The organism is Burkholderia multivorans ATCC BAA-247, assembly GCF_000959525.1.
Taxonomy (GTDB): domain Bacteria; phylum Pseudomonadota; class Gammaproteobacteria; order Burkholderiales; family Burkholderiaceae; genus Burkholderia; species Burkholderia multivorans.
The window spans coordinates 2,227,191-2,241,855 of sequence record NZ_CP009832.1 but is presented as its reverse complement, the minus strand read 5'-3'; the positions used below and the strand labels follow the sequence as shown (position 1 = coordinate 2,241,855).

The 14,665-nt window shown below is 67.5% G+C and carries 12 protein-coding genes; 9 read left to right on the top strand and 3 right to left on the bottom strand.

The window, feature by feature from the left end:
• The first annotated feature begins 76 nt into the window (after positions 1–76).
• Both ligA and def read left to right on the top strand, forming a co-directional pair.
• On the top strand, positions 77–2,152 hold the full coding sequence (gene ligA, locus NP80_RS22765; RefSeq protein ID WP_006408948.1) for an NAD-dependent DNA ligase LigA: 2,076 nt from the start codon (positions 77–79) through the stop codon (positions 2,150–2,152).
• Positions 2,149–2,682, top strand: a complete 534-nt coding sequence (def, locus tag NP80_RS22760) for a peptide deformylase (RefSeq protein ID WP_006402641.1) — start codon at positions 2,149–2,151, stop codon at positions 2,680–2,682. Before ligA ends, def begins: the two co-directional genes overlap by 4 nt.
• A gap of 131 nt (positions 2,683–2,813) precedes the next feature.
• Here def and NP80_RS30215 read toward each other — a convergent pair whose 3' ends face one another.
• The 3 genes from NP80_RS30215 to map are packed head-to-tail and all read right to left on the bottom strand — an operon-like array spanning position 2,814 to position 8,102.
• Positions 2,814–4,646: a pseudouridine synthase gene (locus NP80_RS30215; RefSeq protein ID WP_080939085.1), complete on the bottom strand. Its 1,833-nt coding sequence runs from the start codon at positions 4,644–4,646 to the stop codon at positions 2,814–2,816.
• Positions 4,647–4,662: 16 nt separating this feature from the next.
• The gene (locus tag NP80_RS22750; RefSeq protein ID WP_006411517.1) at positions 4,663–7,239 is read right to left on the bottom strand and encodes a [protein-PII] uridylyltransferase; all 2,577 of its coding nucleotides are present in this window, start codon (positions 7,237–7,239) and stop codon (positions 4,663–4,665) included.
• Between the two features lie 47 nt (positions 7,240–7,286).
• A complete protein-coding gene (map, locus tag NP80_RS22745) occupies positions 7,287–8,102 on the bottom strand; it encodes a type I methionyl aminopeptidase (RefSeq protein ID WP_006402644.1) in 816 nt (271 codons plus the stop codon).
• 383 nt (positions 8,103–8,485) lie between these two features.
• Between map and rpsB the strand changes: the two genes are divergently transcribed.
• The 7 genes from rpsB (at position 8,486) to NP80_RS22710 (ending at position 14,661) form a co-directional block, all read left to right on the top strand.
• Positions 8,486–9,226: a 30S ribosomal protein S2 gene (rpsB, locus tag NP80_RS22740; protein WP_006402646.1), complete on the top strand. Its 741-nt coding sequence runs from the start codon at positions 8,486–8,488 to the stop codon at positions 9,224–9,226.
• A 162-nt stretch (positions 9,227–9,388) separates the two neighbouring features.
• Positions 9,389–10,270, top strand: coding sequence for a translation elongation factor Ts (tsf, locus tag NP80_RS22735; protein ID WP_006402647.1), 882 nt, complete (start codon positions 9,389–9,391; stop codon positions 10,268–10,270).
• 153 nt (positions 10,271–10,423) lie between these two features.
• Positions 10,424–11,137, top strand: coding sequence for a UMP kinase (gene pyrH, locus NP80_RS22730; RefSeq protein ID WP_006402648.1), 714 nt, complete (start codon positions 10,424–10,426; stop codon positions 11,135–11,137).
• Positions 11,138–11,241: 104 nt separating this feature from the next.
• A complete protein-coding gene (gene frr / locus NP80_RS22725) occupies positions 11,242–11,802 on the top strand; it encodes a ribosome recycling factor (protein ID WP_006402649.1) in 561 nt (186 codons plus the stop codon).
• Positions 11,803–11,851: 49 nt separating this feature from the next.
• Positions 11,852–12,634 (top strand): polyprenyl diphosphate synthase, encoded by a 783-nt coding sequence (gene uppS / locus NP80_RS22720; protein WP_006410014.1) that lies wholly within the window; start codon positions 11,852–11,854, stop codon positions 12,632–12,634.
• Positions 12,628–13,449, top strand: a complete 822-nt coding sequence (locus NP80_RS22715; RefSeq protein ID WP_006407706.1) for a phosphatidate cytidylyltransferase — start codon at positions 12,628–12,630, stop codon at positions 13,447–13,449. Before uppS ends, NP80_RS22715 begins: the two co-directional genes overlap by 7 nt.
• Before the next feature lie 15 nt (positions 13,450–13,464).
• A complete protein-coding gene (locus NP80_RS22710; RefSeq protein WP_006407705.1) occupies positions 13,465–14,661 on the top strand; it encodes a 1-deoxy-D-xylulose-5-phosphate reductoisomerase in 1,197 nt (398 codons plus the stop codon).
• The last annotated feature ends 4 nt before the right edge of the window (positions 14,662–14,665 follow it).

The following is a 14,665-nucleotide window of genomic DNA, read 5'->3' as shown; positions in this document are numbered from 1 at the left end:
CGGGCCGCGCCCCCGGCACGGCGCCAAACTGAGATAATTCGGCATTCGATTTTTTCAGCAAGAATCTGCCGCCAGCATGGCCCGAACCCAAGCCGAACCGCCAGCCAGTCAACCCGATGCGCGCGCCGCCTGGCTGCGCGACCAGCTCGAACGCGCGAACCACGCGTACTACGTGCTCGACCAGCCCGATCTGCCCGATGCGGAATACGATCGGCTGTTCCGCGAGCTGCAGCAGCTCGAATCCGATCATCCCGACCTCGTGACGCCCGATTCGCCGACGCAGCGCGTCGGCGGCGCCGTCGCGAGCGGCTTCACGCCGGTCGTTCACGATGCGCCGATGCTGTCGCTGAACAACGGATTTGCCGACGACGACATCGTCGCGTTCGACAAGCGCGTCGCCGACGCGCTCGGCAAGACGACCGATCTCGCCGGCTCGGTGACGGATCCCGTCGAATACGCGTGCGAACTGAAGTTCGACGGGCTCGCGATTTCGCTGCGCTACGAGCACGGCGTGTTCGTGCAGGCGTCGACGCGCGGCGACGGCACGACCGGCGAGGACGTGACCGAAAACGTCCGCACGATCCGCTCGATTCCGCTGAAGCTGAAGGGCGACCGCGTGCCGGCCGTGCTCGACGTGCGCGGCGAGGTGCTGATGTTCAAGCGCGATTTTGCGCGCCTGAACGAACGCCAGCGCGCGGCCGAGCAGCGCGAGTTCGCGAACCCGCGCAACGCGGCGGCCGGCAGCCTGCGCCAGCTCGATCCGAAGATCACCGCGCAGCGTCCGCTCTCGTTCTTCGCGTACGGCATCGGCGTGCTCGACGGGATGCCGATGCCCGATACGCACAGTGCGCTGCTCGACTGGTACGAGGCGCTCGGGCTGCCGGTGAACCGCGAGCGCGCGGTCGTGTACGGTGCGCAGGGGCTGCTCGACTTCTTCCGCAAGGTCGGCGAGAAGCGCGAGTCGCTGCCGTACGACATCGACGGCGTCGTGTACAAGGTGAACCGTCGCGACGAGCAGGATCGCCTCGGTTTCGTGTCGCGCGCGCCGCGCTTCGCGCTCGCGCACAAATTCCCCGCGCAGGAGGCGCTGACGAAGCTGGTTGCAATCGGCGTGCAGGTGGGCCGCACCGGGGCCATTACGCCGGTCGCGCGGCTCGAGCCCGTGTTCGTCGGCGGTGCGACCGTCACGAACGCGACGCTGCACAACGAGGACGAGGTGCGCCGCAAAGACATCCGGATCGGCGATACGGTGATCGTGCGGCGCGCCGGCGACGTGATTCCCGAGGTGGTGGGCGCCGTGCTCGACCGGCGTCCGGCCGATGCGGCCGAATTCGTGATGCCGACCGAGTGCCCGGTATGCGGCTCGAAGATCGAGCGGCTGCCCGACGAGGCGATCGCGCGCTGCACGGGCGGGCTGTTCTGCCCCGCGCAGCGCAAGCAGGCGCTGTGGCACTTCGCGCAGCGGCGCGCGCTCGACATCGACGGCCTCGGCGAGAAGATCATCGACCAGCTCGTCGAGCTGAACCTCGTACGCACGCCGGCCGATCTGTTCAACCTCGGCTTCGCGACGCTCGCGGAGCTCGACCGCTTCGCGGAGAAATCGGCGCAGAATCTGCTCGACTCGCTCGAGAAGGCGAAGCACACGACGCTCGCGCGCTTCATTTACGCGCTCGGCATTCGCCATGTCGGCGAATCGACCGCGAAGGATCTCGCCAAGCATTTCGGCTCGCTCGACCCGATCATGAACGCGACGATCGACGAGCTGCTCGAAGTGAACGACGTCGGGCCGATCGTCGCCGAATCGATCCACCAGTTCTTCGCGGAAGAGCACAACCGGACCGTGATCGAGCAACTGCGCGCGCCCGGCAAGGTCACCTGGCCGGAAGGGCCGCCCGCGCCGAAGGCGCCGCAGGGCGTGCTCGCCGGCAAAACGGTCGTGCTGACCGGCACGCTGCCGAACCTCACGCGCGACGACGCGAAGGAGATGCTCGAGGCGGCGGGCGCGAAGGTGGCCGGCTCGGTGTCGAAGAAGACCGATTACGTGATCGCGGGTGTCGAAGCCGGCAGCAAGCTCGCGAAGGCCGAAGCGCTCGGCATCCCGGTGCTCGACGAAGACGGGCTGCATCAACTCCTGGAGGGCAACACGCGATGATTCGCGAAATCCTGAAGATGGGCGATCCGCGCCTGCTCGAAGTCGCGCGGCCGGTCGACCGGTTCGATACGCCGGAATTGCACGAGATCGTCGCGGACATGTTCGAGACGATGCATCACGCGAACGGCGCCGGGCTCGCGGCGCCGCAGATCGGCATCGGGTTGCAGATCATCATCTTCGGCTTCGGCAGCAACAACCGCTATCCGGACGCGCCGCCCGTCCCCGAGACGGTGCTGATCAATCCGAAGCTCGAATACATGCCGCCGGACATGGAAGAGGGCTGGGAAGGCTGTCTGTCGGTGCCCGGGATGCGCGGTGTCGTGAGCCGCTATGCGAAGGTGCGCTACAGCGGCTTCGACCAGTTCGGCGCGAAGATCGATCGCGTCGCCGAAGGCTTCCATGCGCGCGTGGTCCAGCACGAATACGACCACCTGATCGGCAAGCTGTATCCGATGCGGATCACCGACTTTACGCGTTTCGGCTTCACCGAAGTGCTGTTCCCGGGGCTCGATCCGGCCGCGGACGACTGACGGCCGATGCCGGGGGCGTGGCGACCTTGCCGCCGCGCGCGTCGTGATGAACGGAAAAAGAAAAAGCCCGCAGGCGATGGCGGGCTTTTCCGTTCTTGCGGCGCACGCGCGGTGCGGACGCGCCGTGCCGGTCAGAACTGCTCGTCGGCGGAGAGGTAGCGCCATTGGCCCTGCGGCAGTGCGCCGAGCGTCACGCGGCCCATCCGCACGCGCTTGAGCCCGATCACCTCGAGACCGACGAGTTCGCACATCCGGCGGATCTGACGCTTGCGCCCTTCGCGCAGCACGAAGCGCAACTGCTCGCCGTTTTGCCAGCTCACCATCGCGGGCTTCAGTGCGACGCCGTCGAGCTCGAGGCCGTGCCGCAGCTGCGCGAGCCGTTCGGCCGGGAAGTGCTGGTCGATGTCGGTCAGCCGGTCGCCGAAGCGCACGCGCACCAGGTATTCCTTGTCGACGTCCGACTGTTCGCCGATCAACTGTTTGGCGATCCGGCCGTTCTGCGTCAGCACGAGCAGGCCCGTCGAGTCGATGTCGAGCCGGCCGGCCGGCGCAAGCGCGCGCAGATGCTGTGGCGAGAAGCGCAGCGGCGAACGGTCGCCGCTCCAGTGGTTTTCGCGCGTGATCAGGACGCTCGCGGGCTCGTAGCCGTCTTCTGCCTGGCCGGACACGTAACCGACCGGCTTGTGCAGCAGGATCGTCACTTGCGCGGCCTGCGCGGCCTGCGCGCGCTCGTCGATCTCGATGCGCTGATCGGCGCGGACCTTCGTGCCGAGCGTGTCGATGCGCTCGCCGTCGACGATCACCCAGCCTTTCTCGATCCATTCGTCGGCTTCGCGGCGCGAGCAGAGGCCGAGCTCCGACATCCGCTTCGACAGGCGCATCAGACCGGCTTCGTCGCCGCGATCGACGTCCGCGGCGCGGCGCTTCACCGGTTCGGCGGTTTTCAATCGCGCGTTGCCGGACGGGCGGCGCTCGGCGGTGCTGCCGCGTTTCGCGCCTTCGCCGGCAGCGGCGTCGCGATACGGTGCGCGCTTGCCGCCTTCCGCGGCGCTTGTGCGACGCGGACGTGCATCGTCGTCGTTGCGGCGCGCCGGGCGGTCGGAAGACGTGCGTCGCTCGCCGAAACTGCCGCGCTTCGCGCCTTCGCCACTGGCGGTGGTGTCGCGATACGGTGCGCGCTTGCCGCCCTCAGCGGCGCTCGCGCGACGCGGACGTGCATCGTCGTCATTACGACGCGCCGGACGCTCGGACGACGCACGACGCTCGCCGAAACTGCCACGCTTCGCGCCTTCGCCGGCCGCGCCGTCGCGATACGGTGCACGCTTGCCGCCTTCAGTAGCGCCCGCGCGACGCGGACGTGCATCGTCGTCGTTGCGGCGTGCCGGACGCTCGGACGACGTGCGACGCTCGCCGAAACTGCCACGCTTCGGGCCTTCGCCACCGGCCGCGCCGTCGCGATACGGTGCACGCTTGCCGCCTTCAGTAGCGCCCGCGCGACGCGGACGTGCATCGTCGTCGTTGCGGCGTGCGGGGCGGTCGGACGACGTGCGACGCTCGCCGAAACTGCCACGCTTCGGGCCTTCGCCACCGGCCGCGCCGTCGCGATACGGTGCACGCTTGCCGCCTTCAGCAGCGCCCGCGCGACGCGGACGTGCATCGTCGTCATTACGACGCGCCGGACGGTCGGACGACGTGCGACGCTCGCCGAAGCCGCTGCGCTTCGCGCCTTCGCCAGCCGCGTCGCGATCGGGCCGCGGCGCATTCGCGCCCGCCGCTGCGCGCGGCTTGGCCGGCCGCGGGCCCGCGGCCGGCGTGCCGGCGGCCGGTTTCGGTCGCGCCGGCTTGGCTGCCGCGGCGGGCGCTGCGGCGCGTACCGGCTTGCGGGCGACGAGGCTGCCCGAACGGACAGGTGCGCGGCTCGGCGATGCCGGCCGCGGATTCTTGACGGTCAATTTGGTGCGCATAAACGCTGGAGTTGGTTCAGACTGCGATCGCGCGCAGCAATTCGGTTTCCACCTGGATCTGCAGCCGGTTGTCGGACAGGCCGGCACCGTCGAGCAGGAAGACGTCCTCGACGCGTTCGCCGAGCGTATTGATCCGCGCCGCATGGACGCCGACCCGGTGCTCGGCCAGCACGCGCGCGATCGAATAGAGAAGGCCCGGCCGGTCGTTGGCGGACACGGACAGGATGTAGTACTGGCCGCGCTCGTCGGCCCGCAGGTCGACGCGCGGCGTGATCGGGAACGTGCGCGAGAGCCGCGACAGCCGGCCCTTCGACGGTTCCGGCAGCGGCATGGCCTCGGTCAGCCGCGACGCGAGCTGCTGCTCGACGAGATTCGCGATGTCGCGATAGCGGACGTCGCCTTCGGGCCGCGTGACGATGAAGTTGTCGAGCGCGTAGCCGTGCCGCGTCGTGCTGACGCGCGCGTCGAGCACCGACAGCCCGTTGCGGTCGAAATACGCGCAGATGCCGGCGAACAGGTCGGGGCGGTCCTTCACGTAGACGAGCACCTGCAGCGCATCGCCGACCGGCGACGGCCGCGCGCGGACGATCGCCGTCTCGGCGTTCACGTGGCGGTACAGCACTCGCGTCTGCCACGCGATGTCGGCGGCGTCGTGGCGCAGGAAGAAGCCGACGTCGAGCTGATCCCACAGCGCGCGGTGCGCGTCATCGGGCACGGTCTCGAGGCGCAGCAGCGCAAGCGCCTCTTCCTGGCGCGACTTCAGTTCCGAATGCGCGTCGGGCTTCGCGCCGCCGAGCACGGCGAGCGTGATCCGGTACAGATCCTCGAGCAGCTTGCCCTTCCACGCATTCCACACTTTCGGGCTCGTGCCGCGGATGTCGGCGACGGTCAGCAGATACAGCGCCGTGAGCCGGCGCTCGTTGCCGACCAGCTCGGCGAAGCGCCGGATCACGTCGGGATCGCTCGTGTCCTGCTTCTGCGCGACCTGGCTCATCGTCAGATGGTGCTGGACGAGCCAGACGATCAGCGCCGCATCGTCGCCGGCAATGCCGTGCTCGCGGCAAAAGCGCCGCGCATCGGCCATCCCGAGCGTCGAATGGTCGCCTCCGCGGCCTTTCGCGATGTCGTGAAACAGCGCGGCGACGTACAGCACCCACGGACGTTCGAAATTGCCGATCAGCTGGCTGCAGAACGGATATTCGTGCGCATGCTCGGCCACCGCGAAGCGGCGGATGTTGCGCAGCACCATCAGGATGTGCTGATCGACCGTGTAGACGTGGTAGAGGTCGTGCTGCATCTGGCCGACGATGCGGCGGAAATTCAGCAGATAGCGGCCGAGCACGCTCGTCTGGTTCATCAGCCGGAACGCGTGCGTGATGCCTTCGGGCTGCTGCAGGATCTGCAGGAACGTGCGGCGGTTCTGCGGGTCGCGCCGCCACGCGTTGTTCATGATCTCGCGCGAGTTGTACAGCGCGCGCAGCGTGCGTGCGGACAGCCCCTTCACGCCGCGCGTCGTCTCGTACAGCAGGAACGCTTCGAGGATCGCGTCGGGATGGCGCTCGAACACGCCGTCATCGACGATTTCGAGCATCCCCTGTTTCTCGACGAAACGATCGGGCGAGAGCACGCGCGTGATGCCGCTCGTCGCGGGGAACAACTGCGCCTCGATGTTCTGGATCAGGATCGTCGCAAGCTGCGTGACCGCTTTCGCGGCCCAGTAGTAGCGGCGCATCAACTGCTCGCTCGCGCGCTTGGCGGGCGTCGGCCGATAGCCGAAGCTTTCGGCCGCCTGCGTCTGCAGGTCGAACACGAGCATGTCCTGACGGCGGCCCGCGATCACGTGCAGCCGCGCGCGCAGCGTCTTCAGGAACGCTTCGTTGCGCCGCAGCTCGCGCGCCTCGCGATCGGTGATGAGCCCGCGCGTGTCGAGTTCGCGCCAGCTGCTGCCGAAGCCGGCCGCGCGCGCGATCCACAGGATCGTCTGCAGGTCGCGCAGCCCGCCGGGGCTTTCCTTCACGTTCGGCTCGAGGCTGTACGGCGTGTCCTGGAATTTCGCGTGGCGCTGCCGCATTTCGAGCACCTTCGCGGTGAAGAACGCGCGTGCGTCGAGCGCCTCGTGATAGCGGACCGTGAAGCGCTCGAACAGCGCGGTGCTGCCCACGATGCGGCGCGCCTCGAGCAGCGACGTCTGCACGGTCACGTCCTGCGACGCTTCCTCGATGCACTGCGCGACCGTACGCACGCTGCTGCCGATCTCGAGCCCGAGATCCCATGCCATGCCGATGAAGCGCTCGATGCGCGCGTCGAGCGCTTCGTCGTGCGTATCGGGCAGCAGCACGAGGATGTCGACGTCAGAATGCGGCGCGAGCTCGCCGCGGCCGTAGCCGCCGACGGCCACGAGCGCGAGCGTCGCGGGCAGTCCGCAGTCGTCCCAGACGCGCTTGAGCGCGTCGTCGGTGAGCTTCGACAGCGCGTGCATCAGCGACGCGACGTTGGTCGCGCCGCGAAAGCGCTCGAGGAGCTCGGCCTTGGCGGCCTTGAATGCGGCGCGCTGCGACAGCGCTGCGGGGGCGGGGGCGGCGTGAGCGCTCATGAGCGGCCGTTCGGACGAGGGTGGGGCGGGGAACCGGGACGCGGCGCTCAGACCGCGGCGGCCGGCTGCGCGAACACGGGGCGCGCGGGCGTGCCGGCCGACACGGTCAGCACTTCGTAGCCGGTTTCGGTGACGAGCACCGTGTGCTCCCACTGTGCGGAGAGGCTGCGATCGCGCGTCTTGACCGTCCACTGGTCGGGCATCGTGCGAATGTCGCGCTTGCCGGCGTTGATCATCGGCTCGATCGTGAAGATCATCCCCGGCTTCAGCTCGATGCCGGTGCCCGGCCGGCCGTAATGGACGACTTGCGGCTCCTCGTGGAACACCGTGCCGATGCCGTGCCCGCAGTATTCGCGCACGACGCTGTAGCCCTGCGCTTCCGCGTGCTTCTGAATCGCATGGCCGATGTCGCCGAGATGCGCGCCGGGCTTGACCTGGTCGATGCCGAGCCACATGCACTCGTAGGTAGTCTGCACGAGGCGCTTCGCGAGGATCGAGCCCTCGCCGACGATGAACATCCGGCTCGTGTCGCCGAAATAGCCGTTCTTGATCACGGTGATGTCGATGTTCAGCGCGTCGCCGTTCTTGAGCACCTTCTCGCCCGGAATGCCGTGGCAGATCACGTCGTTGACCGAGATGCAGGTGGCCTTCGGGTACGGCGGATAGCCGGGCGGCTGATAGTTCAGCGGCGCGGGGATCGTGCCTTGCTCGTTGACCATGTATTCGTGGCAGAGGCGGTCGAGTTCGGCGGTCGTGATCCCTGCGACGACGTGCGGCGTGATGAAATCGAGCACTTCGCTCGCCAGACGGCAGGCGATGCGCATCTGGGCGATGTCGTGTTCGTTTTTGAGCGTAATAGCCATCGAGGTGAGCCTGGAATGCGGTGAATTGACGGATTATCGCACCTTATGGCGGCCGTCGCAGCCCCTTGCGGCCGCGCGGATGCGGGTTTTCGCGGATTGCCCGGCCGCGCGCCGCGCGGCAGCCGGAAGTGGTGCGCGACTTGAGAGCCGACAAATCGGCGTGCTATACTCTCTGGCTAAGTCGACATCCAAATGCCGGATTTCCCGATCGTCGGGGAGTGGCATCGCGGTGGAAGGCTTGCGGCACGCGCGCCTTCGCACGTGCCGAATCGCAAGCCGGCGCAACCAGGGTGCCGGCCGCGCGGAGCAGGCGACCTTTCGGGGCGCGTTCGCGCGGCGGGTACGGCAGCCGGCTTAAGACCCAACCCTCGTGGAGAATTTACATGGCAGTCACGATGCGCCAAATGCTGGAAGCGGGTGTCCACTTCGGTCACCAGACGCGCTTCTGGAACCCGAAGATGGCTCCGTTCATTTTCGGTCACCGCAACAAGATTCACATCATCAACCTCGAAAAGACGCTGCCGATGTACAACGACGCACTGAAGTACGTGCGTCAGCTGGCAGCGAACCGCGGCACGATCCTGTTCGTCGGCACGAAGCGCCAGTCGCGCGACACGATCGCGCAGGAAGCGCAGCGCGCGGGCATGCCGTTCGTGAACGCACGCTGGCTCGGCGGCATGCTGACCAACTTCAAGACGCTGAAGGTGTCGATCAAGCGCCTGAAGGACATGGAAGCGGCAGTCGAGGCGGGCGAGCTCGAGAAGATGAGCAAGAAGGAAGCGCTGCTGTTCGAACGTGAAATCGCGAAGCTGCAGAAGTCGATCGGCGGCGTGAAGGACATGGGCGGCATTCCGGACGCGATCTTCGTCGTCGACGTCGGCTACCACAAGATCGCCGTCACCGAAGCGAACAAGCTCGGCGTGCCGGTCATCGCCGTGGTCGACACGAACCACTCGCCGGAAGGTGTGGACTACGTGATCCCGGGCAACGACGACTCGAGCAAGGCAGTCGCGCTGTACGCGCAAGGCGTGGCCGACGCGATCCTCGAAGGCCGTGCGAACGCGGTCAACGAAGTGGTCCAGGCGGTGCGCGGCGACGACGAATACGTCGAGGAGAACGCGTAACCGGCCCCGAGCCGGCGCAAAAAGGGGGCTCTCAACAGGCCCCCTTTTTTTAAGCTTGTGCGCCGGACCTGATCGCGCCGTCGCGGCGCGGGTCCGGAAACGAATCTCGGCCGTTCGCGTCCAAGCGGGCGGCGTTGTGAATACAGACTCAAGGAGCGAATGATGGCGGCAATTACCGCAAGCATGGTGGCAGAACTGCGCGCAAAGACCGACGCACCGATGATGGAGTGCAAGAAGGCGCTGACCGAAGCCGACGGCGACATGGCCAAGGCTGAAGAGCTGCTGCGCGTGAAGCTCGGCAACAAGGCGAGCAAGGCGGCATCGCGCGTGACGGCCGAAGGCGTCGTCGCATCGTTCGTCGGCGGCAATGCCGGCGCGCTCGTCGAGCTGAACTGCGAAACCGACTTCGTCGCGAAGAACGACGATTTCAACGCGTTCGCGAAGCAAGTCGCGGAACTCGTCGCGACGAAGAACCCGGCCGACGTCGCTGCGCTGTCGGCACTGCCGCTCGACGGCAAGACGGTCGATGAAGTGCGCCTCGCGCTCGTCGGCAAGATCGGCGAAAACATCTCGATCCGCCGCTTCGTCCGTTTCGAGACGGCGAACAAGCTGGCGACCTACCTGCACGGCAGCCGCATCGGCGTGATGGTCGAATACACGGGCGCGGACGAGCAGGTCGGCAAGGACGTCGCGATGCACGTCGCGGCGATGAAGCCGGTTTCGCTGTCGGCCGACGAAGTGCCGGCGGACCTGATCGAGAAGGAGCGTCGCGTCGCCGAGCAGAAGGCGGCCGAATCGGGCAAGCCGGCCGAGATCGTCGCGAAGATGGTCGACGGCAGCGTCCAGAAGTTCCTGAAGGAAGTGTCGCTGCTGAACCAGCCGTTCGTGAAGAACGACAAGCAGACGATCGAGCAGATGCTGAAGGCCGCGAATGCCGCAGTGCAGAAGTTCGCGCTGTTCGTCGTCGGCGAAGGCATCGAAAAGCGCCAGGACGATTTCGCCGCCGAAGTGGCCGCGCAAGTCGCAGCAGCAAAGCAGCAGTAAGCCATTGCAGTATCCGCGGCGGGCGTCCGTTCCGCCGCGGCCGGCGGCGCTGCCGGCGGCCGGGGAGCCCGGTCCGGCCGGCGGCGCTTGCCCGAATCAGTATTTCGCCCCTACAGTTCGTGGTTGTCATCCTCTCGTCGCTCGGAAGCCCCTATGTCCAATGCCTATAAACGCGTCCTCCTCAAACTCTCCGGCGAAGCGCTGATGGGCGACGATGCCTTCGGCATCAATCGCGCGACGATCGAACGGATGGTGGCCGATATCGCCGAAGTCGTGCGTCTGGGCACGCAGCTCGCGGTCGTGATCGGCGGCGGTAACATTTTCCGTGGCGTCGCGGGCGGCGCGGCGGGCATGGACCGCGCGACGGCCGACTACATGGGGATGCTCGCGACGATGATGAACGCGCTGGCGCTGCAGGATGCGATGCGTCACGCAGGCATCGAGGCGCGCGTGCAGTCGGCGCTGCGCATGGACCAGGTCGTCGAGCCGTACATCCGGCCGCGCGCGATCCGCCAGCTCGAGGAAGGCCGCGTCGTGATCTTCGCGGCCGGCACCGGCAACCCGTTCTTCACGACGGACACCGCCGCCGCGCTGCGCGGCTCGGAAGTGGGCGCCGAGGTCGTGCTGAAGGCGACCAAGGTCGATGGCGTATATTCTGCCGATCCGAAGAAGGATCCGTCGGCCACGCGCTATACGACGATCAGCTTCGACGAGGCGATCAGCCGCAACCTGCAGGTGATGGACGCGACCGCGTTTGCGCTGTGCCGCGACCAGAAGCTGCCGATTCGCGTGTTTTCGATCAACAAGCCGGGCGCGCTCAAGCGCATCGTGCTGGGCGAGGACGAGGGTACGCTCGTCCACGTGTAAACTCCCGCGGATGCGGGCAAGCGGCGTGGGCAACCGGCTGCGGCGCGCGCTGCGCGCGCCGGGCGGCCCGCGTTCTTTGAAGGTTTGAAGGTTCGGAGGTTGAAATGAGTGTCGCTGATATCAAGAAGGGCGTCGAGCAGAAGATGCAGCGCTCGATCGAAGCGTTCAAGAACGATCTGGCGAAGATCCGCACGGGCCGCGCGCACACCGGTCTGCTCGATCACGTGCAGGTCGACTACTACGGATCGATGGTGCCGATTTCGCAGGTCGCGAACCTGACGCTCGTCGATGCGCGTACGATCGGCGTGCAGCCGTGGGAAAAGAACATGGTCGCGAAGGTCGAGAAGGCGATCCGCGAAGCCGATCTGGGCCTGAACCCGGCGACGGCCGGCGACCTGATCCGCGTGCCGATGCCGCCGCTGACCGAAGAGCGCCGCCGCGAGCTGACCAAGGTCGTAAAGGGCGAAGGCGAGACCGCGAAGGTCGCGATCCGCAACCTGCGCCGCGACGCGAACGAAGCGCTGAAGAAGCTCGTGAAGGACAAGGAAATCTCGGAAGACGACGAGCGCCGTGCCGGCGACGACGTGCAGAAGCTCACCGACAAGCACGTCGCCGAAATCGACAAGCTCGTGCAGACCAAGGAAGCCGAGATCATGACGGTCTGACGACCGTCGTCGCGCGCCGCCTCCTTCCCGCATCCCTGTCTCAACGGCCATGACCTATACCAGCTCTACCGTTCGCGTGCCTGACGTCGGCGTCGTGCCGCGTCATATCGCGATCATCATGGACGGCAACGGCCGTTGGGCGACCGAACGCCGCTTGCCGCGCGTCGCCGGGCATACGCGCGGCGTCGACGCCGTGCGGGCCGTGGTCGAAGGCTGCGCGCGCGCGGGCGTCGAATATCTGACGCTGTTCGCGTTCAGCTCGGAAAACTGGCGGCGCCCGTCCGACGAAGTGTCGTTCCTGATGCGGCTGTTCATCACCGCGCTCGAGCGCGAGATCGGCAAGCTGCATGCGAACGGCATCCGGCTGCGCGTGGTCGGCGATCTCGAGCGCTTCGAGCCGCGCATCCGCGAACTGATCCGCCGCGCCGAGACCAAGACGGCGCGCAACACGCGTCTCACGCTGACGATCGCCGCGAACTACGGCGGCCGTTGGGACATCCTGCAGGCGACGAAGAAACTCGTCGAGCAGGCCGCGCGCGAGGGTCGCGAGGTCGAAGTGACCGAAGAGTCCTTTGCGCCGCACCTGGCGATGGCGTACGCGCCGGAGCCCGATCTGTTCATCCGCACGGGCGGCGAGCAGCGCGTCAGCAACTTCCTGCTGTGGCAGCTCGCCTACGCCGAGTTCTATTTCACGAACAAATACTGGCCGGATTTCGACGGCGCGGCGCTTGCCGAAGCGCTCGCGTCGTATACCGAGCGCGAGCGCCGCTTCGGCCGCACCAGCGCGCAGCTCGAGCCGCAGTCGCAAAACGCCGACTCCCTTTCATGCTGAAAACCCGTGTGATCACGGCGATCGCGATGCTGGCAGTGCTGCTGCCGGTGACGCTGTACGCGCCGCTTGCCGCGTTCGGCGCGCTGATCGCCGTCGTGCTGGTGTTCGCCGCATGGGAATGGGCGCGCCTGCTGAAGCTGCCCGGTGCCGGGCCGGTCGTCTATGCGGTGGTCGCGGCGCTGGCGCTCGCGGCGACCGCGCCGCTCGGCATCGATGCCGACGCATCCCGTCCCCTTTTTGCCGCCGCCGGCGTGTTCTGGCTGCTGGCCGGTCCGTTCGCGCTGCGCCGCAAGCCCGAGCTGGCCGGCCGCGTGTGGCGGCCGTTTCTGCTTGCGACCGGCCTCGTGATTTTCGCCGCATGCTGGCATGCGCTCGTCGCGGCGCGTGCGCAGGGCGTGCCGTTCGTGCTCTCGCTGCTGCTGGTGGTGTGGCTCGCCGATATCGGCGCATATTTCGCGGGCAAGGCCTTCGGAAAGCGTAAACTGGCCGTCACGATCAGCCCCGGCAAGAGCTGGGAAGGGGCGGTGGGCGGCTGGCTCGCGGTGATGGTCGTATCGGGCATCGCGATGGCTGCGCACCGGTTCGAGCCGACCCTGTTTTCCGCGTATGCAATGCGCTACGGCATGGCCGGCGCGTGGGCCGCGCTGACGCTGCTGGTCGTGTACAGCGTGATCGGCGACCTGTTCGAATCGCTGCTCAAGCGTCAGGCCGGCGTCAAGGATTCGAGCGGACTGCTGCCGGGGCACGGCGGCGTGCTCGACCGCGTCGACGCGCTGCTGCCCGTGCTGCCGCTCGCGATGCTGCTGCTTGGTTAAACCATTATTTCTGTTATGCAAAAACGTCTGACACTGCTCGGTTCCACGGGCTCGATCGGAGACAGCACGCTCGACGTCGTCGCGCGCCACCCCGAGCGTTTCTCGGTCTACGCGCTGACTGCGCACCGCAACGGCGACAAGCTCGTCGAACAGTGCCTGCGCTTCGCGCCCGAAGTCGCGGTGGTCGGCGACGCGGCGACCGCCGCGCACGTCGAGGCGCGCCTGCGCGCGGCGGGCAGCCGGACGACCGTGCTGTACGGGCCGCAGGCGCTCGTCGACGTGTCGAAGAGCGACGGCTGCGACACGGTCGTCGCGGCGATCGTCGGGGCGGCCGGTCTCGCGCCGAGCCTCGCGGCCGCGCGCGCCGGCAAGCGGATCCTGCTCGCGAACAAGGAATCGCTGGTGATGTCGGGCGCGATCTTCATGGACGCGGTGCGCGATCACGGCGCGATCCTGCTGCCGGTCGACAGCGAGCACAACGCGATCTTCCAGTGCATGCCGCGCGACGCGGCCGAGCACGGCGGGATCGCGAAGATCATCCTGACCGCGTCGGGCGGCCCGTTCCGCACGCGCGAGCCGGCGACGCTCGTCGACGTGACGCCGGACGAGGCCTGCAAGCACCCGAACTGGGTGATGGGCCGCAAGATTTCGGTCGATTCGGCGACGATGATGAACAAGGGCCTCGAGGTGATCGAGGCGCACTGGATCTTCGGCCTGCCGGGCGACCGGATCGACGTGCTGATCCATCCGCAGAGCGTGATCCATTCGCTCGTGTCGTATCGCGACGGTTCGGTGCTCGCGCAACTGGGCAATCCCGACATGCGCACGCCGATCGCGCATGCGCTCGCGTTTCCGGAGCGCGTCGACGCCGGCGTCGAGCAGCTGGACCTCGCGCAGATCGCGCAGCTGTCGTTCGAGAAGCCCGACTATGCGCGCTTCCCGTGTCTCGCGCTCGCGCTGAAGGCGCTCGCGGAAGGCGGTATCGCGAGCGCCGCGTTGAACGCGGCGAACGAAGTCGCGGTCGAAGCGTTTCTCGAGCGCCGGATCGGCTTCATGGCGATCGCGGCGACGGTCGAAGCGGTGCTCGACGCGCTGCCGAACCGCGCGCCCGACGGGCTCGACGACGTCCTCGCGGCCGATGCCGAAGCGCGCCGCCTCGCCGCCGAGATCATTGCGAAAGCGCCTGCGCGACGCGTGGAGCGCACTGTCTGAATGA

What these genes read in the sequence shown, in the direction of transcription:
- ligA (WP_006408948.1), top strand. Translation starts at nt 77, where the DNA reads ATGGCCCGAACCCAAGCCGAACCGCCAGCCAGTCAACCCGATGCGCGC.
- pyrH (WP_006402648.1), top strand. Translation starts at nt 10,424, where the DNA reads ATGTCCAATGCCTATAAACGCGTCCTCCTCAAACTCTCCGGCGAAGCG.
- NP80_RS22715 (WP_006407706.1), top strand. Translation starts at nt 12,628, where the DNA reads ATGCTGAAAACCCGTGTGATCACGGCGATCGCGATGCTGGCAGTGCTG.
- map (WP_006402644.1), bottom strand. Translation starts at nt 8,102, where the DNA reads ATGGCTATTACGCTCAAAAACGAACACGACATCGCCCAGATGCGCATC.
- NP80_RS30215 (WP_080939085.1), bottom strand. Translation starts at nt 4,646, where the DNA reads ATGCGCACCAAATTGACCGTCAAGAATCCGCGGCCGGCATCGCCGAGC.
- def (WP_006402641.1), top strand. Translation starts at nt 2,149, where the DNA reads ATGATTCGCGAAATCCTGAAGATGGGCGATCCGCGCCTGCTCGAAGTC.
- uppS (WP_006410014.1), top strand. Translation starts at nt 11,852, where the DNA reads ATGACCTATACCAGCTCTACCGTTCGCGTGCCTGACGTCGGCGTCGTG.
- frr (WP_006402649.1), top strand. Translation starts at nt 11,242, where the DNA reads ATGAGTGTCGCTGATATCAAGAAGGGCGTCGAGCAGAAGATGCAGCGC.
- NP80_RS22750 (WP_006411517.1), bottom strand. Translation starts at nt 7,239, where the DNA reads ATGAGCGCTCACGCCGCCCCCGCCCCCGCAGCGCTGTCGCAGCGCGCC.
- NP80_RS22710 (WP_006407705.1), top strand. Translation starts at nt 13,465, where the DNA reads ATGCAAAAACGTCTGACACTGCTCGGTTCCACGGGCTCGATCGGAGAC.
- tsf (WP_006402647.1), top strand. Translation starts at nt 9,389, where the DNA reads ATGGCGGCAATTACCGCAAGCATGGTGGCAGAACTGCGCGCAAAGACC.
- rpsB (WP_006402646.1), top strand. Translation starts at nt 8,486, where the DNA reads ATGGCAGTCACGATGCGCCAAATGCTGGAAGCGGGTGTCCACTTCGGT.